This is a genomic window from Nonomuraea sp. NPDC052634 (assembly GCF_040678535.1).
Taxonomy (GTDB): domain Bacteria; phylum Actinomycetota; class Actinomycetes; order Streptosporangiales; family Streptosporangiaceae; genus Nonomuraea; species Nonomuraea fastidiosa.
On sequence record NZ_JBFATY010000002.1, the window covers coordinates 335768 to 361795 of the forward strand.

The window sequence follows — 26028 nt, forward strand, 5'->3', positions numbered from 1 at the left end:
GAGAAGTGTCATGGATGCCTATGGGCGCGCCAGCTTCTCTTAAACCGCGCGAACGCGGCAGGACGGACAAAGCACAGATCAGGGCGGGGAAACCGGAAGGCTAGGCGTGCGAGTAGACCACGATCGACACCGCGATGTACTGCACGAGGTACGCCGCGATCGTGAACGCGTGGAAGACCTCGTGGAAGCCGAACCAGCGGGGCGAGGGGTCGGGGCGGCGCAGGCCGTACACGATGGCGCCGGCGGAGTAGAAGACGCCGCCGATGGCGACCAGCACGACGGCGGCCACGCCCGCGCCGTCGAGAAGCTGGGGCATGACGAACACGGCCGTCCAGCCGAGCGCCAGGTAGAGGAGCGTGTAGAGCCAGCGGGGCGCGTTCATCCACAGGATCCGGAACAGCACGCCGGCCAGCGCGCCGCCCCAGATCACCGACAGCACGGCCACCTGGGGCGTGCCTTCGAGTGCGAGCAGCGCGAACGGGGTGTAGGTACCGGCGATGATCAGGTAGATGTTCGCGTGGTCCACGCGGCGCAGGAACTCGGCCAGGCGGGGGCCGAGCGTGCCGCGGTGGTAGGTGGCGGAGATGCCGAACAGCAACGCCGAGGTGATCGCGTAGATGGCGGAGGCCAGCCTGGCCTGGAGTGTCGGGCCGAGCGCCACGAGCACGAACCCGGCGACCAGCGTCACGGGCAGCGCTCCGGTGTGCAACCAGCCTCGCAGCCTGGGCTTGGCGGTGATGGTCGTCATGAAACCTACGGTAGCGTAGGTTACTGGTCAGAAACATCCCCGAACCCGGTGAATCGGGCGTGATGTCGATCTCGCGCCACGGGCCGGTGAACGCTCCTGCCCCGGCGAACGCTAGAGGCCCTTGAAGAAGCGGGCCGCGATGGGGACGGCGGCGTTCCTGCCCGAGCCGCCGTGCCGTACGAAGACGCAGAAGGCCAGGTCATCGCGGAACCCGATGAACCAGGCGTGCGAGGGCCCGTCGGGCACCTCGGCGGTGCCGGTCTTGCCCGAGACGTCCGCGGGGAGTCCCATGCCGCTGGCCGTCCCGTGGTCCACGACGGCGGCCATCATGTCGCGCAGCGCCGCCACCACGCGGGGGTCCATCACGACGTCGCCGTGCGGGATGCCGTCGATGCGGCGTACCTGCTCCTTCGACAGCAGGCGCGGCGAGCGCCAGGTGCCGCTCTCGACGGCGGCGGCGAGCGCGGCCATGCAGAGCGGGGTGGTGACGACCTCGCCCTGGCCGATGGCGTCGGCGGCCAGCATGTCGAGGTCGCCGGTCTCGGGCACCGCGCCGCAGCTTCCGCCGATGCCGGTGGCGATGGAGCGGCCGAAGCCCCACTCCTCGGCCGTCGCGCGCAGGTCGGCGCTCTTCAGCCGGGTCGTGGTCTGCTCGACGAACGTGGTGTTGCAGGAGTACGCGAACGCGTCGGTGAAGGTGACGACGCCGCGGTCCACCGCGCCGTCGTTGCGGAAGGAGCTGTGGAAGGGGATCTGGTACGTGCCGGGGCAGGGCACCTGGGCGGCCGGGTCGAGCCCGCTCTTGAGCAGGGCCGCCGCGGTGATGGTCTTGAACACCGAGCCGGGCGGGAAGACGTCGCGCACGGCGCTGTAGTCGTCCTCCAGCCGGTCGGCCAGCGCCAGGATCTCACCGGTGCTGGGCCGGATCACGATCATGGTGGAGTCGTCCACGCCGTCCAGCGCCCGCGCGGCCGCCGCCTGCACGGGACGGGAGAGCGTGGTGCGTTCGACCTCGGCCTTGGGCGCGCGGGTCAGCAGCCGCACGTCGGGGCGTCCTGGAGTCTTGGCGACCAGCGCCCACCCGTGGTTGACCTGCTCGAACTCGGGTCTGAGCGGTTCGAGGTACGCCTCGGCGTAGCTGTCGACGGGGATCTTGTCGCCCTCGCTGGTGACCAGCTCGGCCGGGGTGGGGTCGATCTCGGTCAGCTCCAGCGTGACGCCGTCCTTGAGCATGGGGTGCAGGGTCTCGGGGGTCCATAAGACCTTCCACGCGCGGTCGCGTACGGCCAGGTGTAAGACCCCGTCGAACGGCCACGCGCCCAGCTCCGCAAGCTGCCGCACCCCCGTGAACGGCACCTCGGCGCTCTCTTCCCCCGTGCCGCGCAGCGTGCCCGGGGTGAGCTGGAGCGACTCGACATGTAACTCCTCGCTGAGCTGCCGATGCCGTACGGCGAAGTCCTCGGGAGGCTTGTAGACCAGCCGCGCCATGGCCGCGAGGTCGCCTTCGCGCCACGCCGCGAAGTACGCGGCGGCCGTCTCATCAGCGCTTCCCTTGATCCGGTTCGACGCGATGACGGCGAAGGCGCCGGCCCCAACTACCGCGACAACGGCGATAACGAGCACAATCAGCCTTCGTCGTCGCATACGGTGCTCCCAGGAGGCGATGAGACGTGGCACGTGGACAGCGGGAACCGACGCCCGGCCGGTACCCGGTGACGTTCGGGGAGATCGAGCTTCTCCGAGATCTGGACCGGCAGGACGGCTGGGTGCTGTCCAAGGATGGCGTACCGCAGTCGTATGTGGATCTACAAGACCCGACATTCCTCGAATTCGAGTATGTACGGCTGATGGCGGATGTGATCGACCTTCTGGCGGACGGGCCGCTGAGCTGCGTCCACGTCGGCGGCGGCGCCTGCACGATCCCCCGCTACGTCTCCGCCACCCGGCCGGGCTCTCGCCACATCGTGATCGAGCCCGACGGCCTGCTGGTCAACCTCGTACGCGAGCAGCTCAACCTGCGATCCGTGCCGAAGCTGAAGGTGATCGTGGCGGGTGGGCGTGAGGGCACGGGCAAGGTGTGGGACACCACGGCCGACCTGGTGGTGCTCGACGCGTTCAGCGGGGCGACGATGCCCGTCGAGCTGGCCACCGTGGAGTACATGGGCGACATCGCGCGCATCATGCGGCCCGGCGGCACGCTGCTGATCAACATGGCCGACGGCAAGGGGCTCGCCTTCGCCAAGCGGCTGCTCGCCACCGTGTCCGGCACGTTCCCGCATGTGGCGCTGCTGGCCGAGCCCGGCGTGATGCGCGGGCGGCGGTTCGGGAACCTCATCGTGGCCGCCTCGCGTACCGAGCTGCCGACCGACCTGCTCACCCGGCGCGCGGCGGGCGGCCTGACGCAGGCGCGCTGCGTGTACGGCGAGGCGCTGACGAACTTCATCGCCGGCGCCGCCGTCATCAAGGACGGCGACCCCGTGCTCGCCCCGGTGCCCCCGCCCGCCGTCTTCGGCTGACGCCACCGGCGCACCGCGGGCGGGCCTGGACCGGCCGCCCCGGGAAAACCGCTATCGCACGTACGGCGGCCGGACCCGGACTGGCCGCCATGACGACTCAGGAAGTGCTGCTCATCGGCGGCCGGGCCGCTTCCGGCAAGAGCACCGCCGGCTACGAGGTGTCCCGGCTGCTGCGCGCGGCGGGCGTGGCCCACTGCCTCATCGAGGGCGACAACCTCTGCGAGGCCCATCCCATGCCCGCGGACGACCCGCACGGGACCGCGATGACCGAGGCCAACCTGGCCGCGCTGCGGGCCAACTACCGTGGGCTCGGCTACCGGCGGCTCATGTACACCAACACCGTGAGCGTGCTGGAGCGCGACCTCGTGATGCGGGCGATGGGCGGCGGGCCGATCCCTGTCATCGGCGTGCTGCTGACGGCGGGCGACGACACCGTACGGCGGCGGCTGGCGGGGCGCGAGCGCGGCTCCGGTTTCGAGGAGGAGCTGCGGCGCAGCGCCCGCGGCGCCCGGGTGCTTGAGCGGGAGTCGGGCGACTGGGTGGTGCGCGTGCCGACGGACGGCCGCACCGTGACCGAGGTCGCCACCGAGGTGGTGGCGGCGACCGGCTGGCTCCAGGACACCGCCGCCTCAACGACCTGATCCCTCCCTGACGCCCCGGCCTCTGCCGACCCGATGCCGGGCAACCCGATCCCGCCGATGCCGGGCAACCCGGCCCCGGACGACCCGATGCCGGGCAACCCGACCCCGGCCGACCCGACCCTGGGCAACCCGGCCTCGGATGGGCTCGCATCCGGCCGCTTCGCCCCTGGCCGACCTGCCCCTGAGCGGCCTCACCACCCGGCCGCCGCGATTCCCTGCCGAACCAGGGGGTTTCCCGTTCGCCAAAAAAGTGATATCACATTGCTAGCAAGATGAAGTCACTTGGAAGGAGGAGAGGATGGCGGAGACGTCGGGCGGGGCCGCGCTTGAGGGCACCGTCGTGGAGATGCCGGCCCCGCGCACGAAGGAGCGCCCGGTCAAGGCGGCCAACGGGTTCGTGATGCTGGCGGTGGCGACGCTGCTGCTCCTGGCCGGGCTGGCGCTGCTCGTGGTGGGGATCGGCCTGCTCGCCTCCGGGGCCGGGCAGGGCGGGCTGTTGCTGCTGATCGGCGGCGGCCTGGCGGCGCTGATCGGGTTCGTGATGTACTTCGGGCTCACCCCCGTGGCGCCGGGCGAGGCCCGGGTGGTGCAGCTCCTCGGCCGGTACGTCGGCACGCTGCGCACCCCCGGCTTCCAGTGGGTCAACCCGATCACCGCCCGCCGCCGGGTGTCCACGAGGATCCGCAACCACGAGACGGACGTGACGAAGGTCAACGACGCCGACGGCAACCCGATCCAGATCGCGACCGTGGTGGTGTGGCAGGTGGAGGACACCGCGCAGGCGGTGTTCGAGGTGGACGACTTCGTGGAGTTCGTGGCCATCCAGGCCGAGACGGCGGTGCGCCACATCGCGAGCACCTACCCGTACGACTCGCACGGCGAGCCGCGACTGTCGCTGCGCGACAACGCCGACGAGATCAACGAGCGGCTCTCGGCGGAGATCGCGGTGCGGGTGGCCCCGGCCGGCGTGAAGATCATCGAGTCGCGCATCATCCACCTGGCCTACGCGCCCGAGATCGCCAGCGCGATGCTCCGCCGCCAGCAGGCGGGCGCGATCGTGGCGGCCCGGCAGCGCATCGTGGACGGCGCGGTCGGCATGGTCGAGATGGCGCTGGCCAAGCTGGCCGAGCACGAGGTGGTGGAGCTCGACGAGGAGCGCAAGGCGGCGATGGTGAGCAACCTGCTCGTGGTGCTGGTCGGCGACCGCGACACCCAGCCCGTCGTCAACACCGGCACGCTCTACCAGTAACCCGTGGAACGCAAGAAGATCCTGCTCCGGCTCGACCCGGTGGTGCACGACGCGCTCGCCAAGTGGGCCGCCGACGAGCTGCGCAGCACGAACTCCCAGATCGAGTTCCTGTTGCGCAGGGCGCTGGCCGAGGCCGGGCGCCTGCCGGAGGGGGTGGGGCGGATGCGCCCGCGCGGCCGGCCGCGCAAGACACCGGAAGGCGACAGCCGCGACGAGGAGGAACCACCCGATGCAGACGGTGCGGCACCGTGAACCGCTCACCCGCTCGGCCTTCCTGCTGGCCTTCGACCTGCGCAAGGACCGCCTGGTGCAGCGCATGGAGCTGGGTCACCTGCTGCGGGCGGCGGCGCTGGCGGAGCTGCTGCTCCAGGGCTGCCTGACCGACGAGGACGGCAAGGCCAAGGCCGTGCACCCGCCCGAGGGCGCCGGCTCCGGCTCGCTGCCGGCGATCGTCTGGGAACAGATCTCGGCGTCGCCGCCGCGCTCCTGGCGGCGCTGGATCCGCAAGGATCACGCCAAGGCCGTCGAGGTGGTCCGCGACGAGCTGGCCGCCGAGCGCCTGATCCGCGTCGAGCGGCGCCGGGTGCTGCTGTTCCCGGTGGAGCGGATCGTGCCGCGCAAGCCGTATCTCTCCCGGCGGCTCGCCGAGCGGGCCGGCAGGGCCGTGCAGGGCGGCCGGCCGGTCGGGCGCGTGGAGCCGGACATCCGGGTGCTGGCCGCGCTGGCGGTGGCGGCCAGATTGAAGGCGGTCGCCGGTCGCAGGGATCGGGCCGCACGCGACCGCCTCGATCAGCTCGGGCAGCCCGTCGAACCGATCGTCACCGCCCTGCGCAAGGCCATCGACGCGGTCAAGAAATCGGGCCCGTCGGGCGAGGGCTAGCGACCACCGACACGACGACCAACCCAGGGGGACCCATGACCACGTCTCAGCAGGCAGCGGCCACGCCTGCGGGCACCGCCCCGCGGGCTCTGGCCCCCGACCTGGCCAGGGGCGCGATGCTGCTGGCCATCGCCTTCGCGCACGCGCCGCTGTTCGTCGCCGACGTCGCCAAGAGCCCGGCCTGGGCAGGTGCGCTCACCGACGTCTTCCTGTTCCTCTTCGTCAACAACCACGCCAGGCCGCTGTTCGCGTTCCTGTTCGGCTACTCGCTGGTCCAGCTCCTCGATCGGCGGCTCGCGCGGGGCTCCGACTGGGTGAGCGTCCGCAAGCTGCTGCGCCGCCGCGGCTGGTGGCTGGTGGTGTTCGGGCTGGCGCACACGGTGCTGCTCGTCCCCATCGACATCCTGGCCGGTTACGGCGTGACCGCCCTCATCTTCGTCCCCTTGCTGCGCCGCTCCGACAAGGCCGTGCTGTGGGCGGCGGGCCTGGCGATGGTGCCCGCCACGGTGATGTCCACGATCGGCCTGTGGCTGCCGATGTCGCAGGGGCGGCGCACGTACGAGGCGGGCAGCGTGGTCACCGGGCAGGGCGCCTCCTACCTGACCGGGCTCGCCGAACGGGCCGGCTCCTGGCCGTTCGCCCTGGTCGTCGAGCTGCTGATCGTGATCCCCGGCGTGCTGTTCGGCATGTGGGCGGCCCGCCGCCGCTTCCTCGACCAGCCGGAGGCGCACCGCCCGTTCCTGGTGCGCGTGGCCGTGCTCACCACGATCGTGTCGATCGTCGGCTCGCTGCCCGCCGCGCTCATGCACGCCGGCGTGTGGACCGGCGCGCCCGCGGGGGTTCTGTGGATCGCGGTGCTGCTCCAGCCGCTCACCGGCTACGCCGGCGGCATCGGCATGGCGGCGATCGTCGCCCTGGTGGCCACCACGGCGGCGGCCCAGCGGCGCGGCCGGCTCACCACGATGGTCGAGGCGCTCGGCCAGCGGTCGATGACCTTCTACCTCTTCCAGTCGGTCGCGTTCATCCTGATCTTCGCCCCGTTCGGGCTGGGCCTGCAGGACGACTTCGGCCTGGCGGGCGCCACGGTGATCGCGGCGCTCACCTGGGTGCTGTCGCTGGTGCTCGCCGACCTCATGCGGCGGGCCCGGTACCGTGGCCCGTTCGAGAACCTGCTGCGCCGCCTGGCCTACCGCTGAGCGGCGCCCGTCACGGCTGCGGTCCGAGGTAGGCCAGGACCGCGGCCACCCTCCTGTGGACGTCGCCGCTGTTCTCCAGGCCGAGCTTGGTGAAGATCGAGTTGACGTTCTTCTCCACCGACGAGATCGACAGGTGCAGGGCGCGGGCGATGGCGGCGTTCGTCCGGCCGTGCGCCATCTCGCGCAGCACGTCGCGTTCCCGCGCGGTCAGCGCCTCCTGCTGGCCGCGCACGTCGCGCCTGGCCAGCAGGCCCTCCACCACCTTGGGGTCGATGACCGAGCCGCCGGCGGCCACCGCCCTGATCGCGCCGAGCAGCTCGTCCAGGTCGCCGACGCGATCCTTGAGCAGGTACGCGTACCCCTCGGTGCCGTGCTTGAACAGCTCGAAGGCGAACAGCGCGTCCGAGAACTGCGACAGCACCACCACGCCCACGTGGGGGTGCGCGGCGCGGATGCGGTGGGCGGCGTCGATGCCCTCGAAGCCCTGCCGCCACTCCCCTCCCGGCATCCTGATGTCGGTGACGACGACGTCGGGGGCGAGCCTGCGTACGGCGTCGAGCAGCTCGTCGGCGTTGCCGACCGCGCCGACGACGCTCACCTCACCCGACAGTTCGAGCAGCCGCCTGGTGCCCTCGCGTACGAGGTAGTGGTCGTCGGCCACCACCGTACGGATCCGCCCATGCTCAGTCATCGACCGGCACCCATGCGTCCATCCGAGTCCCCTTTCCCGGTTCGCTGTCCACGGTCAGGCCGCCGCCGAGCGCGCCGAGGCGGTCGGCGAGCGTGGCGAGCCCTCTGCGGGCCGCCGTACGCGGGTCGAAGCCCGTGCCGTCGTCGGTCACGGTGGCGCGCAGACGGCCGCCGTCCTGCGACAGCCGCACGTCGATGTGGCCGGGCGCGGCGTGTTTGAGCGCGTTCGTCACGGCCTCGCTGACCGTGAAGTACATGGCGCCCTCGATCTCGTCGGCGAAGCGCCGGGTGCGCAGCGGCGCGGGCGCGCTCACCGTCGTCTTGACGGGCAGACGCGAGCAGCGCTCCTCCACGGCCTCCACCAGGCCGCCCTGGCTGAGCGTGGACGGGTGGATGCCGGCGGCCAGCTCGCGCAGGTCGTCGAGGGTCTGGCGGGCCTGCTCGCGCAGGTGGGCCAGCATGTCGGGACCCGCGCCCGTGGCCCTGGCGAGTTCGAGCCCGGCGATGAGGGCGACGAGCTGCTGCTGCACGCCGTCGTGGATGTTGCGCTCGATGCGGCGGCGCTCGGCCTCCTGGGCGTTGACCAGGCGGGCGACCAGGCGGGCGTTCTGGATGGCGAGGCCGGCGGGCACGGCCAGCGCTTCGAGCAGGCGGCGGTCGGTGCGGGTGAGCGGGCCGCCGTCCCTGGGGCCGGCGCTGATGCGGCCGAGGTCGCCGGGCACGGGCAGCTCCAGCGCGGGCGGTCGGTCCTCGTCGCCGGCGACCACGCGGGTGCCGTCGGAGAGCGTGACGGCGGCCCAGCGCAGGTCGAGCCCGGCGCGGATGGCGGCGGCGAGCCGGTCGAGCTGCTCGGCGGGCTCGGAGGTGCCGGCGAGCGCGGTGCCGAGGTCGGACAGCACCTCGTCCACGGTCGGCCGCAGGTCGAACACGAGGTGCAGGCGCGAGCCCCTGATGCCGATACGGACGTCGAGCAGCCGGTGCCGGACGATCGCCACGGTGATCGCGGCGGGCAGCGCCCCGAGCACCAGCAGCATCCCGAACATGAGGATGCCCCAGTCCGGCTCGCGACCGGCGTAGGAGCCGCCCAGGATCACCGTCATCACCGCCGCGCCGGTCAAGGTGGCGGCGGTACCGGCGACCATGCACGCGTACTGGCCGCGCTCGTCCCGTCCGCTGCGCCGCCAGCGCACTACGAGCCCGCAGAACACGACCACCGCCGTGACCATCACGACGAGCTGCCCGATCCCCGAGGCGAGCGCGCCGATGAGCCCGCGCACCCCCATCGGGCCGGTGAACGGCCGGTAGGGGGTCACCCACATCAGCAGGGAGCCGATGGTGTGCAGGGCGAGCGCGACGGCGGCGATCCACGCCACCGGCCGCCAGCGGGGCGACGGCAGCCGCCCGTCGGGGAACAGCAGCGGCACGAAGATCCAGGTCAGGCCGTAGAAGGGAGCGAAGAGGACCGACAGCGGGACGACGATCGGCTCGGGGGCGCCGCGCGCGGACAGCCCGACGCCGAGCGTGCCGAGACCGAACGTCAGCGCGGCGGCCAGCAGCAGCGGGCCGTAGCGCAGCTCGGGCCTGCGTACGGTCAGCAGCCAGCCCAGCGCGGGCGTGGGCAGGGAGAGCACGACGAACGCCCACTGCGTCGCCGGGGCGGGCAGCCCGCTCTCCAGGAGAGCGCCCGCGGTGGCGCTCGCGGCCGCGGTCAACGCCACCGGCCCGGCCAGCGGCCTGGAACTCATAGGCCCCCATCGTGACGAGCGTGCGGTCGGGCGTCTATGAGGTTATCCGCATATTTCGTACGGCCGTCCGCACCTGCGAGAACGGCGGCTCACACGGTGGCCCCAGGCAGCGTGCGCGCGATCGACTGGAGGCCACGCAGTCGATCCTGTGAGGAGCCTCGACCATGATCACCCCATCGAAGCCCGCCCGGTTCCTGGCCGCCGCGACGATCGCGGTGACGGCCGGGGTTGCGGCCGGAGTGCCCGTGCACGCCGAGACCATCCGATCCGGCGTCACCGCCGTGGCCGCTCCGGAGATCCCGGACACGCCGGCGGGGCGGCAGCTCGGCTGGGTCCTGCAGGCGGTGTCCCGCGCGCCGCTTCCCGAGCGGGAGCTGCGCGCGCACTTCGCCGCCGGGTTCCTCGGAGACTTCCCGCCCGCGTCCATCAACCAGGCCTTCGCCGAGTACAAGGGCATCACGCTCGAACGGGTGACGGTCTCCCAGGAGCGGCAGCTCGTGGCCCGCGTGCTGCTCGGCCGTACCCCGATCGAGCTGATCGTCGCCGTGGACGGCGCCGGCTTGATCGACGGGCTGCTGTTCCGCGCGCCTGAGGCGCGGAGCTGGCGCGAGGTGGACGAACGGCTGCGCGCGATCGCGCCGCAGACGAGCTTCCTGGCCGCCGAGCTGACCGCCGGAGGCGAGTGCCGCCCCGTGCGCGCGATCGCCGCGGGCAAGCGCCGCCCGCTCGGTTCCATGATCAAGCTGTACGTGCTCGGCACGATCCACCGGCAGATCAAGAGCGGCGCGTACGGCTGGGACACCGAGCTGACGATCGAGGACGAGCTGAAGAGCCTGCCCGGCGGCGAGCTGTACGACCGCCCGGACGGCAGCAAGGTCACCGTGCTCGAAGCCGCCAAGCTGATGATCTCGATCAGCGACAACACGGCCACCGACCTGCTGATCCACAAAGCGGGCCGCGAAGCGGTCGAGCGGACGATGCGCGCCTGGGGCGTGCACGACAAGCGCAACGTGCCGCTGCTGACGACGCGGGACCTGTTCGTGCTCAAGGGCGTGAAGTATCCGCGCCTGGCGAAGAAGTACCTCTCGCTGAGCGACCGCGCCCAGCGCGCCTACCTGAAGAAGGTGGTGGCCGGGCAGACGCCGGCGGACTTCAAGCTCTACACCGAGCCCCGCGAGCTGGACACGCTGGAGTGGTTCGCCACGCCGCGCGACATCTGCCGCGCCTACACCGAGCTGCTCAAGCTGGACGACGGGCACATCGGGCAGGTTCTGTCGATCAACGACGGCGGTATCGGGCTGGACAGGGCGAAATGGCCGACGGTGTGGTTCAAGGGCGGCTCGGAGCCCGGCCTGTCGGACGTGGGCTATCTCGCGCGTACGGCAGGTGGCAGGACGTACGTGGTGACCGCGATGGCCGTGGACCACAAGACCCCGCTCGGCAACGTGGCAACGCTGGAGCAGGTCGCGCTGGCCCGCAGCGCCTTCACCCTCGCGGACGGCTCGTGACAGGTCGCGCCGGCCCGCACCGCCTTCACCTGCGCGGGCGGCTCGTGACCGCGAGCGCGGACGGCTCGTGACCGCGAACGCGGACGGCTCGTGACCGGGAACGCGGGCGCGCCGGAGCAGGCGCGCCCCACCTGCTGCGGCGTCAGTCCTGTTCGAGCGTGAGGCAGGCCACGCGGTCACCGGCGGTGCCGACCTTGGGGCCCGACTTCACGGTGGCCTTGGAGTGGATGACCAGCGAGCCGGGCAGCTTGGCGGCATCGAGGTTCCACGCGTTGCGCGAGCTGGAGGTGCCCTTGCCCTCGCTGTCGGTGGTGAAGTCGAGCCAGACCTCGCTCACCGGGTCGATCTTCCCGGGCTGGTGCTGGTAGTGCGGGCCGGAGTCGTCGGGCTTCGTGCCGCACGGCTTGGTGTGCAGGTGGGCGCCGTACGCGCGGTCGGGCAGCAGGCCCTCGACCGTGAGCGAGGTGCGGGTCTCGCCGCCGGACGACTCGACGGTGACGCTGGCCTGCGCCCCCTCGGGTGCGAGCTTGCGGTCGTAGGCGATGGCCGCGGTGTCGTCGGTGGTGAACTCGCCCGCCGCGCTCAGGTTGATCGTGTCGTCGGGCGCGGTCTTGGCGTTCTGGACCGGCGCGGACGGCCCCGCGCAGGCCGTCGCCGAGGCCGCCAGGATGAGCAGGAACGCGGGCACGCGCATGAGACCCCCCATGATCCGAGCCCTTCCGGCATACGGGCTCCGAGAGGGCACCCACTCTAACGAGTGACGGACCCGTCACGCTGGGTTATTGGTCCACCGCGCCATGTTTTGCCACGATCTCGTCAATCACAGCAGCGAGCGTGACGTCCTTGCCGGTCAGGCGGCCCGCGGAGTGGGTGGTGAGCGCGAAGTGCAGCGTGCGCCAGCGGATGTCGATGTCGGGGTGGTGGTCGAGCTCCTCGGCCTTGACCGCGATCTCGTCCACGATGCGGATCGCGGCCGGGAAGTCGGGCGCGGTGACAGAGCGCTTGATCACCTCGCCCTCGCGCCGCCAGGCCGGCACGGAGGCGAGCTTGCCGTCGATGTCCATGGCACCACCGTACGGCGACGCCCCCGGGCCGGTCGGGAAGCGCCGCCGGTCTCAGCCGAAGTGGGCCTTGGTCTCCGCGAACGCCTGGTCGATGCCTTCGAGCGCCTTCGCCACGTCCTCCTCGGTGTGGGCGGCCGACATGAACCAGTTGTGCCAGGGGTGGAGGTAGACGCCGTGCCGCAGGCAGGCGTCGGTCCAGTACATGGCCACCGACAGGTCGGCGTCGCCGTCGAAGCTCAGCCACGGGATCGTGACCGGGCCGGTCTGGTTGATGGTGAACCCGTAGGACTTGGCCTGGGCGTACAGGCCCTCCCTGAGCTGGGTGCCGGCCCGCTCCATGGCGGCGATGCCGTCGGTGTCGCGCAGGGTCTCGATCGTGGCCTTGGCCGCGGCCATCGCCACCGCCGAGAACCAGAACGAGCCGGTCGAGTAGAGCTGCTGCGCGGCGCCGCGCAGCGCGTCGGTGCCGGTGACGGCGGCGATCGGGTAGCCGTTGGCCATCGCCTTCGACCAGGCGGTCAGGTCGGGACGCACGCCGTACGGCTCCCACGAACCGCGCAGGTCGATGCGGAACCCGGCGCGCACGTCGTCGATCACCAGCGCCGCGCCGAGCCGGTCGGCCAGGGCCCGCGCGCCGCGCGCGAACTCGGGCTCGACCAGCTCCTGGTCCTCGAACGAGTCGTGCTTGAACGGCGTGACGATGATCGCGGCCACGTCGCCCTCCACGGTGGCCGCCGCGGCCTCCAGCGACTCCAGCGAGTTGTAGGTGAACTCGACGAGGTCGGCCCGCTCGTTGGGGGTGGTGCCGGCGGGCGACGGCGTGCACCAGGGGTCGGCGCCGTGGTACGCGCCGTGCGCCATCAGCACCTTCGTCCTGCCGGTCGCGGCCCTGGCGACCATGAGGGCCTGGGTGGTGGCGTCGGTGCCGTTCTTGGAGAACATCGCCCAGTCGGCGCTGGGGACGGTGTCCACCAGCAGCTCGGCCAGCTCCACCATGATCGCGCCGGGGCCGTTGAGGCAGTCGCCGAGCCTGGCCTGCCGGGCGGCGGCCTCCTCGACGCGCGGGTGGTGGTGGCCCAGCACGACCGGCCCCCAGCTGCACATGAAGTCGATGTACTCGCGGCCGTCCACGTCCCACTGGCGGCAGCCCTGGCCGCGCTCGAAGAACTGCGGGAAGCCGGGTGCGAACAGGGCCGCGTTGAGGTGGCCGTACATGCCGCCCGGGACGACCTTGAGTGCGCGCTGACGAAGCTCTGCGTCGGTCATGGGAGAGGTCCTTGAGGGGGATGGGAGATCTATGAGCGGGCCGGGTCTTGCAGCAGGGCGAGTGTCGAGTCGAGGTCGGTCAGCCCGGCGTCGGAGCCGAGGCCGGTGGCGACGCGGGCGGCCGCCGCGGCGCCCCAGCGGGCGGCGGTCGGCACGTCGCGGTCATGGAGCAGGCCGGTCAGGAACCCGGCGCAGTACGCGTCACCGCATCCGGTGGTGTCGGCCACCTCCGTCTTGAGCGCGGGCACTCGCTCCTCGCCGTCGGCGGTGACGACGAGACTGCCCGCCTCCCCCTGCGTGACGAGCACGCCGCGGGGGCCGTCCGCGAGCAGCGCCCGCGCGGCGGAGGCGGCGTCGGCCTCGCCGGTCATGAGCAGCGCCTGCGACTCGTTGGGCAGCACGTAGTCCACATGCGGCAGGAACGCCCTGGCCGTCTTCAGCAGGTCGGCCATCTCGGACAGCAGGTCCATCGTGACGATGGTGCCGGCCGCGCGCAGCTCGTCGAGGAGGGCGAAGAAGGCGGGGTCGCCGAGCCCGAACGTGACGTCCATGCCGCCCAGGTGGACGGCCCTGGCGCGGCGCAGCACGGCCACGTCGAGGTCGGCGTAGGTGACGGTGAGGTTGGCGCCGGGCACGTGGAAGCTGGGACGGCCGCCGTCCGGCCTGATCGGCAGGATCGAGGCCGCGGTGCGCTCTCCTGCCCTGCGTACCAGGGCGGAGGTGTCCACCCCGCGCTTGGCCAGCACCATGAGCAGGAAGTCGGCTAATTCGTCGTCGCCGACCGCGCCCATGGTGACCACGTCGTTGCCCAGCTTGACCAGATCGACCGCGGTGCCCGCCGCCGCGCCCGCGGCGGTGATGCGGATCTGGTCGACCAGCACGGTGTCCTGGCCCTCGGGGATGTGATCGACGGGCCTGGCGAGAATGTCGACGATATGGACGCCGACTGTGACGACGGTCATAGTCTAAATAGACAGACGTCCGAATAAAAAGTCAACGGAGGGGCCGATGCCGAAGATCGTCGATCACGACGAGCGCAGGCGTGAGGTCATGTCGGCGGCGCGCCGGGTGATCGTCAGGGACGGCATCGACGCCGCGACCACCCGCGCCATCGCCAAGGAGGCGGGCTACTCGAACGGGGTGCTCGCGCACTACTTCGCCGATAAGGACGAGATCCTGCTCTCCGCGCTGCGGCAGTCGCACGAACGGATCCGCGCCCGGCTCACGGCCAAGGTCGAGAGCGCGCCGACGGCGCTGGCCGCGCTGCGCGAGCTGCTGCTGGACAACCTGCCGCTGGACGCCGACCGCGCCCAGGAGACCCGCCTGGAGGTCAGCTTCTGGAGCCGCAGCCTGGCCGCCGAGCGGCTGGCCGAGGTGCAGCGGGCGGAGGCGGGCGAGCTGCGGGCCGCCGTACGCGAACTGCTCGGCCGCGCCCGCGAGGCCGGCGAGCTGCGCGGGCGCGGCCGCCCGACCGGCGAGACGCCCGGAGACGCCCGCGAGGCCGGCGAGACGCGAGAGGGCCCCGGCACGGTCGGCGAGCCGCGCGGCGACGGCGATCTTGAGGATCTCGACGATCTCGCTGAGGAGCTGCTGGCGCTGGTCGACGGGCTGAGCCTGCACCTGCTGCTCTACCCGGACCGGCTGAGCCGGGAGCGGGCCAGGCGGATCATGCTCGCCGCCGTCGAGCGCCTGTGATGCACTACATTCCCGGCTTATGACCTTTCGCGAGCAATTGTGCGAGTACGGCCGCCGCGCGGTCGAGCTGGGCCTGGTCATCGGCACGTCGGGCAACCTCAGCGTGCGCGACGGCGACCGCATCGCGGTGACCCCCTCGGGCGTCGCGCTCGACAAGCTGACCCCCGAGATGTGCCCGATCGTCGACATGGCGGGCCGGCTCGTCGAAGGCGACCTGCGGCCGTCCAGCGAGACGCCCATGCACCTGGCCGTCTACGAGAGCACGGACGCGCAGGCCGTGGTGCACACGCACTCGGTCTTCGGCACGGTCGTGGCCACGACGATGACCGAGCTGCCGCCCGTGCACTACAACACGCTGCTGCTCGGCGGAGTGGTCAGGGTGGCGCCCTACGCCACGTACGGCACGCCCGAGCTGGCCGAGAACGTGCGCGCCGCCCTGGAGGGCAGGCGGGCCGCCCTGATGGCCAACCACGGCGGGGTGACCATCGGGGCGACGCTGGAGGAGGCGTTCGAGGCCACCCGGGTGCTGGAGTGGCTGTGCGAGGTGTACGTGCGCGCGGCCGGCATCGGCAAGCCCACCGTGCTGACCGACGCGCAGCTCGCCGCCGTGGTCGAGCGCACGCTCAACCCACCGGAGTTCCCCCGGGCGTGAGGCCGGGCTCGGCAGGAGGACTCCGCGCGGCGTCAGACCGACCCGGCCGGATGGCTCCGCGCGGCCTCAGACCGACCCGGCAGGAGGACTCCCCCGGCCGGAGCACCGCCTGTGGCCAGGCCGGGCGGGCGCCGTCGCTAGGCCAGCGCGACCTTCTCGGCCAGGCCGAGCGGCAGGCCGCCGGAGCCCGCGATGCGGTCGTGGAACTCCTTCAGCCCGCCGGTGAACGACTCGCGGATGCGGTCGATCTCGATGGCGCCCGTCAGGTAGGAGGGGGCCTGCGTCGGCCAGGCGCAGTAGCGGTTGACCTCGCCCTGCGCGGTGCCGGGCGACAGCGACGCCTTGGTCGACATGAACGTCTCCGCCTCCTCGATCGACATGTCCTCGCAGTGCAGCGCGGTGTCGACGATGATGCGGGCGGCGCGGAAGATCCGGAAGTCGAGGTGCGCGAGCTCGGTGGCCGGGGTGTCGAAGTAGCCGTGCTCGTGCAGCAGCTTCTCGACGTAGAGCGCCCAGCCCTCGACGAAGTACGGCGTCCTGAAGACCTTCCTGACCGTACGCGGGTTCTCCGCGATGTACGACAGGTGCCAGTGGTGGCCCGGGTAGGCCTCGTGCACCGCGATCGACGGCATCTGGGCCCGCGCGTTGGTGCGCAGGCGCTGGCGTACCTGCTCGGGGGTGAAGTCGTCCGGGGTGTAGGGGACGAAGAAGACGCCACGGCGGGAGGCGCTGAGCGGCGGCGGGGCCAGGTAGTGTGCCACGGCCAGCACCGGGCGGTTGTACTCGGCCGACGGCAGCACCAGGCACTCCTCGCCCTCGGCGAAGGTGACCAGGTCGTGCTCGCGGACGAACTCCCTGGCACGGCGCGTCTCGGCCTCGTACTCGGCGCGCATGTCGTCGAGGGTAGGCGCGTGGTCGTCCATGACGACTTCCATGGCGGCCCGCCAGTCACGCGAGCCGTTGACCTTGACCGCCACCTCCTGCATGCGGGCGTCCAGCTCGGCCCAGGCGGCCTTGCCCTTCTCGTGCAGCTCGGCGGCGCCGTAGCCGAGCATCTCGCGCTCGCGCAGCAGCGTGGAGTAGAGCCGCTCCCCCATCCGCCAGGTGCCGCCGCACTCGAAGCCCTCGAGGAAGGTGACGATGTCGTCGAAGGCCTGCGCGGCGGGCTCGGCGGCCTCGGCCAGCTTGGCGCGCAGCTCAGGGTCCTCGACCATCGACGGGATGGTGCGGGTGAGGAAGTTGCGTCCCGTACGCGCCTGGCCGAGCCCGCGCTTGACCAGCAGCGGGGCGGCCAGGTCCGGGTCCAGGTTGGCGCGGCAGGCGGCCAGCACGCCGGGCACCTCGGCCAGACGGGATATCGCGGCGCTCACCAGCTCCGGCTCGGGCTTGAGCCGGTTCTGGAAGGGGTTGTACATGGCCGTGAAGATCGAGCCGAGGTAGACGCTCGGGTCGCGGCGCCACACCGGCCAGGACGCCATGGCGATGTTGCCTCTTAGCTGCGATACGACGAGATCTCTGTCGATCGCGTCGTCCAGCGTGGGCGCTTCGGCCTTCGACAGCCGCTCCAGCCAGCGGACCTGCTCGCGCTCGCGGTTCTGCCAGGCCTCCGCGGTGAAGTCGCCGAGCGTGTGATCGTAGCCATCGGCCCCCAGCATGGCGGCGATGACCGGACGGTCGGAAAAGTACCACTTGAGAAACTCGTCCACCGACGCACAATATCCTGAGGAAATGCCCCTCCAGATCACTGGCGCGCTAGGTGACCCTGACCTGATCCGCCTCCCCTGGGAACTTCCGCTGCAGGACTGGCCGCAGCACCACCTGGTCGATCTGCCGCGCGGCATCTCGCGGCACGTGGTCCGCTTCGCGCGGCTCTCCGGCAAGGTGTACGCGATCAAGGAGATCAGCGAGCGGTACGCCAAGCGCGAATACCAGCTCCTATGGGACCTCGCCAGGCTGGACGCGCCCGCCGTCGAGCCCGTCGCGTACGTCACCGGCCGCGAGAACGGCCTCGACGCCGCGCTCATCACCCGGCACCTGCAGTTCTCGCTGCCCTACCGCGCCGTCATGTCGGGCACCCTGCGCCCCGACACGCTCACCCGCCTGCTCGACGCGCTGGTCGTGCTGCTGGTGCGGCTGCATCTCAACGGCTTCTACTGGGGCGACTGCTCGCTGTCGAACACCCTCTTCAGGAGGGACGCGGGCGCGTTCGCGGCGTACCTGGTGGACGCCGAGACCGGCGAGATGCACCCGATGATCAGCGAGGGGCAGCGGCTCGGCGACATCGACACCGCGCACACGAACATCTTCGGCGAGATGCTCGACCTGGAGGCCGGCGGGCTGCTGCACCCGTCGATCGACCCCATGGAGACCGCCGACGACATCGTCACCCGCTACCACCGCCTCTGGAACGAGCTCAACGAGAGCGAGATCATCGAGGAGGTCGACTGGCACCGCGTCGAGCAGCGCATCCGGCGGCTCAACCTGCTGGGCTTCGACGTCGCCGAGATGATGGTGCGGCGCAAGGTCGGCACCGGACGGCTCATCGTCCGTCCCAAGGTCGTGGACGCCGGACACCACCAGCGGCGGCTGCTCAGGCTGACCGGGCTCGACGTCGAGGAGAACCAGGCCAGGCGGCTGCTCAACGACCTCGACGGCTTCCGCGTCGCCAAGGGGCTGCGCCACGAGGACGAGGCCATCGTGGCGCACCGGTGGCTGGCCGAGGTGTTCCAGCCGACGGTCGAAGCCATCCCGGTGGAGCTGCGCGGCAAGCTGGAGCCCGCGCAGATCTTCCACGAGATCCTCGACCACCGGTGGTACCTGTCGGAGCAGGAGGGCGCCGACGTCGGGCTCGCCAAGGCGGTGGAGTCGTACGTGGAGAACGTCCTCGTGCACAAGCCCGACGAGCAGGCGCTGCTGCCGGACGACGCCGGAGCGCCCGGTGCGACCGGAGCGCTCGACCCCCTCGACGCCACCGATGCGCCCGACACGCCCGACGCCACCGATGCGCCGGACGCGGCCGACACGCCTCACACCGCCGATGCGCCCGACACGGCAGAAGCACCCGACGCATCGGCCGGCAAGTAACCACGAGCCCCGCCGCCGACCGGCCGACCGGCGCGCATGCGAGGTCCGCACTGACCGGCGGCGCGGGCGCAGGGCGCGCCGCGGTCCGGCCGGCGGCACGGGCGCAGGGCGCGCCGCGGTCCGATCGGCGGCACGGGCGCAGGGCGCGCCGCGGTCCGGCCGGTGGCGCGGGCGTGGGCGCGTGGGGCGGGGTCAGTAGGCGACGCCGATGCGCTTGCGCACGTTCTCGTTCTTCTCCAGCTCGTCGGCCACCGCGACCGCGTAGTCCTCGGCGCTGATGAAGCTGCGGCCCTGCTCGTCGCTGAGCAGCGTGTCGCCGCCGACCCTGAACACCCCGGTGCGCTCCCCCGGCGCGATCTCCGCGGCCGGGGAGACGAACGTCCAGTCAAGGTCGTCGATCCCACGGTAGAGGCGCAGCAGGGCGCGCCCGGCCAGCGCCTCCTTCTTGTAGATCTCGGGGAACTCGGGCGTGTCCACCAGGTCCTGGCCCGGAGCGACCTGGAGGCTGCCCGCGCCGCCCACGACGATCAGCCTGCGCACCCCCGCGGTGCGCAGGCCCTCGATGAGCGCCTTGTTGGCCTCCAGGAACGGCCCCTCGGGCTCGGTGCCGTCGCGCGGCGGCGCGATGGCGGTGACCACGGCGTCGTGGCCGGGAGCCAGGCTCGCGGCGTCGTGGATGTCGCCCTTGATGTCACCCTCGGCGGTGCCGCCGCGGCGGCTGACACCGGTCACCTCGTGGCCACGGTTGCGGAGCTCGGCGGCGATGCGCTGACCGATCATGCCGGTCGAGCCAAAGACCAGGATCTTCATGCCGCCAAGAGTATGCATCAGATACTGGTTACTTCATCGTGCTATAAGTACCTCGTGGATACTAAAGGCGACGTCTTCGACCCGAACTGCCCGACCAGGGTGGTTCTCGACCGGATCGGCGACAAGTGGTCGGCCTTGGTGCTGCTCTGTCTCGTCTCGGGGCCGATGCGGTTCACGCAGCTCAGGGAGCGGATCGGCGGTGTCACGCCCAAGGTGCTGACGCAGACGTTGCGTGCGATGGAGCAGGACGGGCTGCTGACCCGCCAGGTGTTCGCGGAGGTGCCGCCGCGCGTGGAGTACACGCTGACCGACCTCGGGCGCTCGCTGCACGGGCCGATCTCGGTGGTGGCGGATTGGGCGGAGCGCAACGTCAACGAGATCATGCGCTGCCGCGAGAAGTACGCGTCGAGCACCGGCAAGTGAAGCCTCAGGGCGACGCGGGCAGGCGTGGAGCGGCGAGTGACGCGGGTGAGCTTGAAACGGCGGCACGGCCGGGCGGGGAGCGGCGGGCGGCGCGGGCAGGCGGGGAGCGGCCGGCGGCCCGGGGCGCAGGGTTGCGGGCCGCCGGCCGGTGGTCAGGCCGAGGTCAGCTTGGTGATCTCGGCGACGATGCCGGGCCAGAGGGCCTTCGGCAGGTCGTGCCCCATCCCCGGGTACGTCACCAGCCGCGCCCCCGGCACCGCCTCCGCCGTGGCGCGGCCGCCGGCCACCGGGATCAGCGGGTCGGCCTCGCCGTGGATCACCAGCGTGGGGACGCGGACGTTCGCCAGCGCCTCCGTACGGTCGCCCGACGCCCTGATCGCCGCGAACTGCCGGGCCGTGCCCGCGGGGTCGAAGCAGCGGTCGTAGGTCAGCCCGGCCCGCTCCCTGACGGCCTCTTCGTCCATCTCGTAGCCCGGCGAGCCGATCGTCGACCAGGTCGCCACCGACTGGTCGATCACCCCGGCGCGGTCCTTCGGCGGCGGGGTGATCAGCGCCGTGATCGCCTCGGGGGTGGGCGGGGCGACGTCGGGTCCCGGCGTGGACATGATCGAGGTGAGCGTCCGCACCCGCTCGGGGTGCCTGATCGCCAGCGTCTGGGCGATCATGCCGCCCATCGAGGCGCCCACGACGTGCGCGGACGGCCAGCCGATGGCGTCCATGAGCGCGGCGGTGTCGTCGGCCATGTCCTCCAGCCGGTACGGCGCGGGCTCCCCCGGCCGGGGCACGCCCGCGTCGTGGAAGTGCGTGGACAGGCCCACGTCGCGGTTGTCGAACCGTACGACGTGGTGTCCCTGCTCCGCGAGGAGCCGGCAGAGCCCTTCGTCCCACTGGATGAGCTGGGCGCCGAGCCCCATGATCAGGAGGAGCGGCCGCCCTGTGGGTGAGCCGAAGCTGTCATAGGCGATCTCAATGCCGTTTGCGGCTACACGGGTCGTCACGCCGATCAGAATGTCATTCTGGTTGCGGTCCGTAAAGCGGGCATTCGTCCGCCAATAGCGCGCGAAACGCGCGCAGCACGCCGGCGAGCCGCCATGACAGGCCCGCGCCAGATCCGTTGCCGCGAATCGCCGCGCCGGCGCGCGGAGGGGGAAGGCACGCCGGCGCGGCGATCGCGCACATCCGCGACGCCGCACGGGGACGGGGACGTGCGCGTCAGCGGACGGCGTGGACGCCGGGTCAGCGCGCGGCGGGTACCGAGCGGCCGCCGGCCTGCTGGTCCTGCTCGTCCTGTTCGGGCGGGGGCGCGGGGTTCCTGTCGCGCCTGGACCAGGCGCCGGTCGAGAACGGCACCGGGTGGTTCTTCTTGCCCACGCCGGGGCCCCACTTGGTGATGACGTACTCGACCTTGATGTGGCCCTGGCCGCCGATGCCGTCGACGTGCAGCGTGTTCGGGTTGAACGTGCCGCCGGTCAGCTCGGCGAACGTCTTGGCGTCGAGGTCGAGCATGATGCCGCGATTGGAGGGCTCGCCGGGACCACGGTCGCCGACGAAGAAGGGCGCCTTCTTGCCCTTGTAGACCACGTATCCCTCGGTCATCAGCGGCCAGCTCGGGCTGGCCGCAAGACCCTTCTGCATGGGCTTGCCGCTGGCCGGCAGCCCCGTGTCACCGGCCCGGCCGGAGCCGTCGTCCCAGAAGTAGGACGCCGTGGTCGAGCCCTTGAGCAGGATCTTTTCGTCTTTGGTGTCGGCATGGGCCGCCGTGCCGGCGATGGTCATGCCGACCGCGCAGCAGGCGGTCAGCGAGGCGAGGGAACGCAGGCCAAAACGGGCAGACATGAAGCAGCTAACCCTTCACGAGGGGACAGGGGGAGTTACGCCGGGCTCTCGGGGGAAATGGGCGCAGCGGGGCAGAGCACCCGCGCGCTACGCGCGGCGCAAATGATGAGCCTGGGGAAGGGGGCCGCTCAGCAGGCGGCCGTCAACACGAAGCGGTCCGCGAGTACGACACGCTGGTGACACATGTGATACGCAATCCTCTCCATCACGCCTACCGGGTTAGCTGACGGGTTCGGGCGGTGGAGTTGCCCTACCGGCCACGGGGGCCGGATTCACCCCAAGGGGAGGGTGGTTCCCCGGTTCCCGAAAGGTTCGGGATTCGGCGCCAGCCGGTCGTCCGTCTTGGGTAAGGACTAGGTCACCGGCTGGTAATGGCGAACACTCTAACGACGGGATCGGACACCCGCAAACGTTTCACCACGAATCGGACAAAAGATCTACCTTCGGCGGGAATGAAATGCGAAAGGGGCACGGCATGCCGTGCCCCTTGGGATTTCGCTTTCTCAGCCGCCGCTCTTACGCCTGAACGATCTCTTGCTGGCGGCCGGACCGTGCGTCCCGTGAATCTTCGATGGATCGAAGCCCCTGCCACCCGCGCCTGAGCCCGCCTGCTGATTGCGCTTGCGTTCGAGCGCCTCGCGGAACTTGCGCTTCATCTCGTCCTCGGGAGTCTCGCTGACTTCCGGCTCCGGTGTATCCGCCATGAGGACCTCCATGGTGTTGGGGATACTGACAGCTTCGCATGGTGCCGTTCATGACGCGAAACCGGCCTCCACCGCGCTCTCCTGCGGCCGGGCAGGCGCTCCCGGGCGGGTGAGCCGCCGGTCCGGCAGGGCGGCCAGCGCGACCAGTGCGATCACCGCGCCCGTCACGCCGAGTGACGGCACGACCAGTGCGGCGGCGGAGGCGTGCGCGGCGGCCTCGCCCGCCACGGGTACGCTCGCGGCGAACTCCGCCGAATACAGCGTGCCGCCGATGGCCAGCGCCACCGAGCCGCCGATCTGCCGGAAGAAGGTCAGGTTCGCCGAGGCGGTACCGAGGTGCCGCGGCTCCACCGACTGCTGCGCGGCCACCGTCAGCCCGGACAGCATCGGCCCCATGCCGAGCCCCAGAGGCAGCATCCACAGGGCGACCGCCACGCCCGCGCTGTCCACGGAGAGGTTGAGGCACAGCAGCGCGCCCGCGGCCAGCAGGAACGGCGAGACCAGCAGCCACGGCTTGTACCGGCCGCTCTTCGACATCAGCGCGCCCATGAGCACGCTGCCCGCGGCCATGCCCAGCGTCAGCGGGTAGATGCGCAGGCCCGAGGCGGTGGCGCTGGCGCCTAGCGCCTCCTGGAAGTAACGGGGCAGGAAGACGACGCCCGCGTACATGGAGAAGGCCGTGACGAACGAGGTGAGGTTGACCAGCGTGTACGAGCGGTTGGCGAACAGCTCCAGCGGCATGATGGGGCTCGCCGCCCGCCGCTCGACCGCCACGAAGACGGCCAGCAGCGCGAGCGCCAGCAGGATCGGCCCGGCCACCGCGGCGTCGGTCCAGGTGTGGCCGTCCAGCCCCTTCTCGGTCAGGCCCAGCAGCAGCGAGGTGACCGCCAGGGTGAAGACCGCGATGCCGGCGTAGTCGGGCCGGCCGCCGCCGGTGCCCGGCCGGTACGGCAGCCGCAGCACGATGATCGCCACCAGCACGACGCCGATCGGCACGTTCACGTAGAAGGCCCAGCGCCAGCTCGCCTGGTCGGTGAAGATCCCGCCGAGGAACGGCCCCGCCAGGTACGTCAGCCCCATCACGGCGCCGATGGCCCCCTGGACGCGGGCGCCGCCGGACGCGGGCGGGAACATCTCCATCACCAGCGCCAGGGACAGCGGCATCAGCGCTCCCGCGCCGAGCCCCTGGAGCGCGCGGAAGACGATGAGCTGCGTCATGTCCTGCGCGGCCCCGCACAGCGCCGAACCGATCAGGAACACCACCATGCCGGTCAGCAGCAGCGGCTTCCTGCCGTGCTGGTCCGACAGCCTGCCGTACAGCGGCACGGTGACCGTGGAGGTCAGCAGGTAGGCGGTCACCGCCCACGTGTAGAGCGTGCCGCCGCCCAGCTCGGCCACGATGCGCGGCAGCGCCGTACCCACGATCGTCTGGTCCAGCATCGCCAGGAACATGCCGCCGAGGACGGCGAACAGGAGGATGCCGTCACCCTTTTTGTCATTGCTCACATGTGAAGAGTGATATGTAAGTCTTTACATGTCAAGCCTTCGATATGCTGGCGGCCATGTCCCTACGGATCGCGCTGCTCGGACTGCTCTCGACCGTCGGCCCCGCCAGCGGCTACGACCTGGCCAAGACGTTCGACGGCTCGCTCAACCACGTCTGGCAGGCGGGGCACACGCAGATCTATCCCGAGCTGGTGAAGATGGCCGCCGACGGGCTCGTGACCGTCGAGGCGGAGGGCGCGAGAGGGCGCAAGATCTACGCGATCACGCCCGAAGGTGAGCGCGAGCTGCGCACGTGGATGGAGGAGCACCACCCCGTGCTGCCCGCACGCAGCGAGATCGCGCTCCAGGCGTTCCTCCTCCACCTGATGGAGCGCGATCAGGCGATCGCCGTCGTCGAGCGCATCAGGGCCCGCTACCAGGCGCAGCTGGAGAAGCTGGAGGCCCTGCGGCCCGGCCGGTTCGGCCGCCACGCCCACGCTTTGGGCCTCGCCCTGGCCCGCGCCGGCCTCCAATGGGCCGACGACACCCTCACCGACCTCGGGAAAACCTGACCCGGCCCGCTCACTTGATCCAGCCGCGCTTGGCGGCCATGACGCCGGCGGCGAAGCGGGTCTCCGCCGAGAGCATCTCCATGATCGTGGAGATGTGGCGGCGTACGGTGCGCAGGCTCATGCCGGTGCGGTTGGCGATCGACTCGTCCTTGAGCCCGAGCGCCATCATCCCGACCAGGCGGAGCTGCAGCTCGGTGGGCCCGCCGCGGGCCGAGGGCACGGGGACGGCCCCGGCCCCGCCTGGCGCGGCGACGGGCGTGGCCCTGTCCCACAGCAGCTCGAAGTACTGCCGCAGCGCTTTGACGATGACGGGGGCCTTGACCAGGGCGATCCCGTCGGCGCCCGTGGGCGTCAGCGGGAGCATCGCGACCTCTTCATCGACGAGCTTCATCTTCATCGGCAGCCTGCGGATGATCCGCACCTCCTCGCCCTCGGCGATGGAGCTCTGGATCACGTGGTGGCCGACCTCGTTCTCGAAGTACTCCGTGGAGTAGATCGACCGGCAGCGGACGTCGCGGGAGATCACGCCGCGCGGCGGCGGGGCCGAGCTCTCCTTGCGCAGCGGCCTCTCGAAGCGCCAGGTGTGCAGGCCGAGGAAGTCGGACTGCGCCGAGTTGATGATCGACAGCGACAGGGAGTGGATCTCCTCCTTGTCGGTCACGATCCTGATGGCCTCCTCGGGGGCCTGCTCGATGGCCCGCCGGGCGAAGATCCGCTGGACGTCGTTGAGCCGGCCGTAGGCGGCGGCGAGGCGGTCGCTCGATTCGATCAGCCGCCGCTGCAGATCGTGGATGATGTCGCGGAAGGCCAGGGCGGGGTCGGTGGGCCGGATGGCGGCCGAGGACGCGTAGACGACCCGGTGGACGAGGCCGCGGGCGATCAGCTCGTCCAGCACCGCGCGGGATCCGGCACGCCCGGCCGCCTCCTCCTCCGGGCACTCGCCCCGGCTGAGGAAGGCCGCGTAGCCGGCGGCGAGCCGTTCGGGGAGCAGCCCGCCGAGCAGGTCCCCCATCTCGGCCGCGGCGCCGTCGTCGTGCTCTGTGGTCCGTGGCGCGTCCGTCACGAGTCCCCCGCTGAGCTCCAGGCCCGACAGTGATCAGCGCGGGCACTGTAACACCGTCCATGACGGACATCCAGGTGCCGATCGAGGTGCCTGTTGCTGCCATCCGGCAGCTTCTCCCTCCACCGCAGGAGGGTGCGCGGCCTAGTGTGCGATCGCCTGCCCGTCGGCCGACAGCAACCCCCACCCACAGGTAAGGCGGAG

26 protein-coding genes, 1 pseudogene and 1 riboswitch are annotated in these 26028 nt (G+C 71.4%); of the genes and pseudogenes, 12 read left to right on the top strand and 15 right to left on the bottom strand.

Translation table 11 applies throughout. From position 1 onward, the window contains the following. Nucleotides 1–100: 100 nt before the first annotated feature. Both AB0K67_RS14135 and AB0K67_RS14140 read right to left on the bottom strand, forming a co-directional pair. Nucleotides 101–748 carry a hemolysin III family protein gene (locus tag AB0K67_RS14135; RefSeq protein ID WP_364058477.1) on the bottom strand — a complete coding sequence of 216 codons (648 nt, stop codon included), beginning with the start codon at nucleotides 746–748 and terminating at the stop codon, nucleotides 101–103. A 111-nt stretch (nucleotides 749–859) separates the two neighbouring features. Next, complete coding sequence (locus AB0K67_RS14140) at nucleotides 860–2392, bottom strand: penicillin-binding transpeptidase domain-containing protein (RefSeq protein ID WP_364058479.1); 1533 nt, start codon at nucleotides 2390–2392, stop codon at nucleotides 860–862. Between the two features lie 26 nt (nucleotides 2393–2418). Between AB0K67_RS14140 and AB0K67_RS14145 the strand changes: the two genes are divergently transcribed. From AB0K67_RS14145 to AB0K67_RS14170, 6 genes are all read left to right on the top strand, one after another. After that, nucleotides 2419–3264 carry a fused MFS/spermidine synthase gene (locus AB0K67_RS14145; protein WP_364058481.1) on the top strand — a complete coding sequence of 282 codons (846 nt, stop codon included), beginning with the start codon at nucleotides 2419–2421 and terminating at the stop codon, nucleotides 3262–3264. 89 nt (nucleotides 3265–3353) lie between these two features. Beyond that, nucleotides 3354–3905 (top strand): hypothetical protein, encoded by a 552-nt coding sequence (locus tag AB0K67_RS14150; RefSeq protein WP_364058483.1) that lies wholly within the window; start codon nucleotides 3354–3356, stop codon nucleotides 3903–3905. 298 nt (nucleotides 3906–4203) lie between these two features. Next, nucleotides 4204–5154 carry an SPFH domain-containing protein gene (locus AB0K67_RS14155; protein ID WP_364058486.1) on the top strand — a complete coding sequence of 317 codons (951 nt, stop codon included), beginning with the start codon at nucleotides 4204–4206 and terminating at the stop codon, nucleotides 5152–5154. Between the two features lie 3 nt (nucleotides 5155–5157). Next, nucleotides 5158–5406, top strand: coding sequence for a hypothetical protein (locus AB0K67_RS14160; protein WP_364058489.1), 249 nt, complete (start codon nucleotides 5158–5160; stop codon nucleotides 5404–5406). Beyond that, nucleotides 5384–6034 carry a GPP34 family phosphoprotein gene (locus AB0K67_RS14165; RefSeq protein ID WP_364058492.1) on the top strand — a complete coding sequence of 217 codons (651 nt, stop codon included), beginning with the start codon at nucleotides 5384–5386 and terminating at the stop codon, nucleotides 6032–6034. The genes AB0K67_RS14160 and AB0K67_RS14165 overlap by 23 nt, the downstream gene beginning before the upstream one ends. Nucleotides 6035–6069: 35 nt before the next feature. Next, nucleotides 6070–7230: a DUF418 domain-containing protein gene (locus tag AB0K67_RS14170; protein WP_364058495.1), complete on the top strand. Its 1161-nt coding sequence runs from the start codon at nucleotides 6070–6072 to the stop codon at nucleotides 7228–7230. A gap of 10 nt (nucleotides 7231–7240) precedes the next feature. Here the strand turns inward: AB0K67_RS14170 and AB0K67_RS14175 are convergent, their stop codons facing one another. Together AB0K67_RS14175 and AB0K67_RS14180 are read right to left on the bottom strand one after the other, a co-directional pair. After that, nucleotides 7241–7921 carry a response regulator transcription factor gene (locus AB0K67_RS14175; protein ID WP_364058498.1) on the bottom strand — a complete coding sequence of 227 codons (681 nt, stop codon included), beginning with the start codon at nucleotides 7919–7921 and terminating at the stop codon, nucleotides 7241–7243. Continuing rightward, nucleotides 7914–9665, bottom strand: a complete 1752-nt coding sequence (locus AB0K67_RS14180; protein WP_364058501.1) for a sensor histidine kinase — start codon at nucleotides 9663–9665, stop codon at nucleotides 7914–7916. The genes AB0K67_RS14175 and AB0K67_RS14180 overlap by 8 nt, the downstream gene beginning before the upstream one ends. 164 nt (nucleotides 9666–9829) lie before the next feature. Here AB0K67_RS14180 and AB0K67_RS14185 point away from each other — a divergent pair, with 164 nt between their 5' ends. Next, complete coding sequence (locus tag AB0K67_RS14185) at nucleotides 9830–11173, top strand: serine hydrolase (protein WP_364058504.1); 1344 nt, start codon at nucleotides 9830–9832, stop codon at nucleotides 11171–11173. Nucleotides 11174–11315: 142 nt separating this feature from the next. Here the strand turns inward: AB0K67_RS14185 and AB0K67_RS14190 are convergent, their stop codons facing one another. From AB0K67_RS14190 to AB0K67_RS14205, 4 genes are all read right to left on the bottom strand, one after another. Further along, a complete protein-coding gene (locus AB0K67_RS14190) occupies nucleotides 11316–11879 on the bottom strand; it encodes a hypothetical protein (protein ID WP_364058507.1) in 564 nt (187 codons plus the stop codon). A 73-nt stretch (nucleotides 11880–11952) separates the two neighbouring features. Continuing rightward, a complete protein-coding gene (locus tag AB0K67_RS14195) occupies nucleotides 11953–12237 on the bottom strand; it encodes a 4a-hydroxytetrahydrobiopterin dehydratase (RefSeq protein WP_364058510.1) in 285 nt (94 codons plus the stop codon). Between the two features lie 51 nt (nucleotides 12238–12288). After that, nucleotides 12289–13503, bottom strand: a complete 1215-nt coding sequence (locus tag AB0K67_RS14200) for an aminotransferase class III-fold pyridoxal phosphate-dependent enzyme (RefSeq protein WP_364058513.1) — start codon at nucleotides 13501–13503, stop codon at nucleotides 12289–12291. 29 nt (nucleotides 13504–13532) lie between these two features. Beyond that, nucleotides 13533–14465, bottom strand: coding sequence for a carbohydrate kinase family protein (locus tag AB0K67_RS14205; protein ID WP_364058516.1), 933 nt, complete (start codon nucleotides 14463–14465; stop codon nucleotides 13533–13535). Between the two features lie 46 nt (nucleotides 14466–14511). Between AB0K67_RS14205 and AB0K67_RS14210 the strand changes: the two genes are divergently transcribed. Both AB0K67_RS14210 and AB0K67_RS14215 read left to right on the top strand, forming a co-directional pair. Next, nucleotides 14512–15198 (top strand): TetR/AcrR family transcriptional regulator, encoded by a 687-nt coding sequence (locus tag AB0K67_RS14210; protein WP_364058519.1) that lies wholly within the window; start codon nucleotides 14512–14514, stop codon nucleotides 15196–15198. 19 nt (nucleotides 15199–15217) lie between these two features. Further along, nucleotides 15218–15850 (top strand): class II aldolase/adducin family protein, encoded by a 633-nt coding sequence (locus AB0K67_RS14215; protein WP_364058522.1) that lies wholly within the window; start codon nucleotides 15218–15220, stop codon nucleotides 15848–15850. A 137-nt stretch (nucleotides 15851–15987) separates the two neighbouring features. Here AB0K67_RS14215 and AB0K67_RS14220 read toward each other — a convergent pair whose 3' ends face one another. Next, nucleotides 15988–17556, bottom strand: a complete 1569-nt coding sequence (locus tag AB0K67_RS14220; RefSeq protein ID WP_364058525.1) for a DUF885 domain-containing protein — start codon at nucleotides 17554–17556, stop codon at nucleotides 15988–15990. 22 nt (nucleotides 17557–17578) lie between these two features. Between AB0K67_RS14220 and AB0K67_RS14225 the strand changes: the two genes are divergently transcribed. Further along, nucleotides 17579–18934 (top strand): DUF4032 domain-containing protein, encoded by a 1356-nt coding sequence (locus AB0K67_RS14225; protein ID WP_364058528.1) that lies wholly within the window; start codon nucleotides 17579–17581, stop codon nucleotides 18932–18934. 192 nt (nucleotides 18935–19126) lie between these two features. Here the strand turns inward: AB0K67_RS14225 and AB0K67_RS14230 are convergent, their stop codons facing one another. Then, on the bottom strand, nucleotides 19127–19744 hold the full coding sequence (locus AB0K67_RS14230; protein WP_364058531.1) for an NAD(P)H-binding protein: 618 nt from the start codon (nucleotides 19742–19744) through the stop codon (nucleotides 19127–19129). A gap of 54 nt (nucleotides 19745–19798) precedes the next feature. Here AB0K67_RS14230 and AB0K67_RS14235 point away from each other — a divergent pair, with 54 nt between their 5' ends. Beyond that, nucleotides 19799–20167 (top strand): helix-turn-helix domain-containing protein, encoded by a 369-nt coding sequence (locus AB0K67_RS14235; protein ID WP_364058534.1) that lies wholly within the window; start codon nucleotides 19799–19801, stop codon nucleotides 20165–20167. Nucleotides 20168–20319: 152 nt separating this feature from the next. Here the strand turns inward: AB0K67_RS14235 and AB0K67_RS14240 are convergent, their stop codons facing one another. From AB0K67_RS14240 to AB0K67_RS14255, 4 genes and pseudogenes are all read right to left on the bottom strand, one after another. Further along, nucleotides 20320–21165, bottom strand: coding sequence for an alpha/beta fold hydrolase (locus AB0K67_RS14240; RefSeq protein WP_364058537.1), 846 nt, complete (start codon nucleotides 21163–21165; stop codon nucleotides 20320–20322). Between the two features lie 361 nt (nucleotides 21166–21526). After that, nucleotides 21527–21943: pseudogene (locus AB0K67_RS14245) on the bottom strand (hypothetical protein); the annotation flags it as partial. 253 nt (nucleotides 21944–22196) lie between these two features. Then, nucleotides 22197–22338, bottom strand: a riboswitch (cyclic di-AMP (ydaO/yuaA leader). A gap of 168 nt (nucleotides 22339–22506) precedes the next feature. Continuing rightward, nucleotides 22507–22719, bottom strand: coding sequence for a DUF5302 domain-containing protein (locus AB0K67_RS14250; protein ID WP_364058540.1), 213 nt, complete (start codon nucleotides 22717–22719; stop codon nucleotides 22507–22509). 36 nt (nucleotides 22720–22755) lie between these two features. Next, the gene (locus AB0K67_RS14255; protein ID WP_364058543.1) at nucleotides 22756–24213 is read right to left on the bottom strand and encodes an MDR family MFS transporter; all 1458 of its coding nucleotides are present in this window, start codon (nucleotides 24211–24213) and stop codon (nucleotides 22756–22758) included. A 56-nt stretch (nucleotides 24214–24269) separates the two neighbouring features. Here AB0K67_RS14255 and AB0K67_RS14260 point away from each other — a divergent pair, with 56 nt between their 5' ends. Beyond that, nucleotides 24270–24764 (top strand): PadR family transcriptional regulator, encoded by a 495-nt coding sequence (locus AB0K67_RS14260; protein ID WP_364058546.1) that lies wholly within the window; start codon nucleotides 24270–24272, stop codon nucleotides 24762–24764. A gap of 10 nt (nucleotides 24765–24774) precedes the next feature. On the opposite strand, the gene AB0K67_RS14265 is transcribed toward AB0K67_RS14260, so the two are convergent. After that, nucleotides 24775–25827 (bottom strand): hypothetical protein, encoded by a 1053-nt coding sequence (locus tag AB0K67_RS14265; protein ID WP_364058549.1) that lies wholly within the window; start codon nucleotides 25825–25827, stop codon nucleotides 24775–24777. Between the last annotated feature and the right edge of the window lie 201 nt (nucleotides 25828–26028).

What these genes read in the sequence shown, in the direction of transcription:
- AB0K67_RS14215 (WP_364058522.1), top strand. Translation starts at nt 15,218, where the DNA reads ATGACCTTTCGCGAGCAATTGTGCGAGTACGGCCGCCGCGCGGTCGAG.
- AB0K67_RS14180 (WP_364058501.1), bottom strand. Translation starts at nt 9,665, where the DNA reads ATGAGTTCCAGGCCGCTGGCCGGGCCGGTGGCGTTGACCGCGGCCGCG.
- AB0K67_RS14185 (WP_364058504.1), top strand. Translation starts at nt 9,830, where the DNA reads ATGATCACCCCATCGAAGCCCGCCCGGTTCCTGGCCGCCGCGACGATC.
- AB0K67_RS14155 (WP_364058486.1), top strand. Translation starts at nt 4,204, where the DNA reads ATGGCGGAGACGTCGGGCGGGGCCGCGCTTGAGGGCACCGTCGTGGAG.
- AB0K67_RS14260 (WP_364058546.1), top strand. Translation starts at nt 24,270, where the DNA reads ATGTCCCTACGGATCGCGCTGCTCGGACTGCTCTCGACCGTCGGCCCC.
- AB0K67_RS14210 (WP_364058519.1), top strand. Translation starts at nt 14,512, where the DNA reads ATGCCGAAGATCGTCGATCACGACGAGCGCAGGCGTGAGGTCATGTCG.
- AB0K67_RS14250 (WP_364058540.1), bottom strand. Translation starts at nt 22,719, where the DNA reads ATGGAGGTCCTCATGGCGGATACACCGGAGCCGGAAGTCAGCGAGACT.
- AB0K67_RS14205 (WP_364058516.1), bottom strand. Translation starts at nt 14,465, where the DNA reads ATGACCGTCGTCACAGTCGGCGTCCATATCGTCGACATTCTCGCCAGG.
- AB0K67_RS14140 (WP_364058479.1), bottom strand. Translation starts at nt 2,392, where the DNA reads ATGCGACGACGAAGGCTGATTGTGCTCGTTATCGCCGTTGTCGCGGTA.
- AB0K67_RS14175 (WP_364058498.1), bottom strand. Translation starts at nt 7,921, where the DNA reads ATGACTGAGCATGGGCGGATCCGTACGGTGGTGGCCGACGACCACTAC.
- AB0K67_RS14190 (WP_364058507.1), bottom strand. Translation starts at nt 11,879, where the DNA reads ATGGGGGGTCTCATGCGCGTGCCCGCGTTCCTGCTCATCCTGGCGGCC.
- AB0K67_RS14200 (WP_364058513.1), bottom strand. Translation starts at nt 13,503, where the DNA reads ATGACCGACGCAGAGCTTCGTCAGCGCGCACTCAAGGTCGTCCCGGGC.
- AB0K67_RS14225 (WP_364058528.1), top strand. Translation starts at nt 17,579, where the DNA reads ATGCCCCTCCAGATCACTGGCGCGCTAGGTGACCCTGACCTGATCCGC.
- AB0K67_RS14150 (WP_364058483.1), top strand. Translation starts at nt 3,354, where the DNA reads ATGACGACTCAGGAAGTGCTGCTCATCGGCGGCCGGGCCGCTTCCGGC.
- AB0K67_RS14230 (WP_364058531.1), bottom strand. Translation starts at nt 19,744, where the DNA reads ATGAAGATCCTGGTCTTTGGCTCGACCGGCATGATCGGTCAGCGCATC.
- AB0K67_RS14135 (WP_364058477.1), bottom strand. Translation starts at nt 748, where the DNA reads ATGACGACCATCACCGCCAAGCCCAGGCTGCGAGGCTGGTTGCACACC.
- AB0K67_RS14170 (WP_364058495.1), top strand. Translation starts at nt 6,070, where the DNA reads ATGACCACGTCTCAGCAGGCAGCGGCCACGCCTGCGGGCACCGCCCCG.
- AB0K67_RS14165 (WP_364058492.1), top strand. Translation starts at nt 5,384, where the DNA reads ATGCAGACGGTGCGGCACCGTGAACCGCTCACCCGCTCGGCCTTCCTG.
- AB0K67_RS14195 (WP_364058510.1), bottom strand. Translation starts at nt 12,237, where the DNA reads ATGGACATCGACGGCAAGCTCGCCTCCGTGCCGGCCTGGCGGCGCGAG.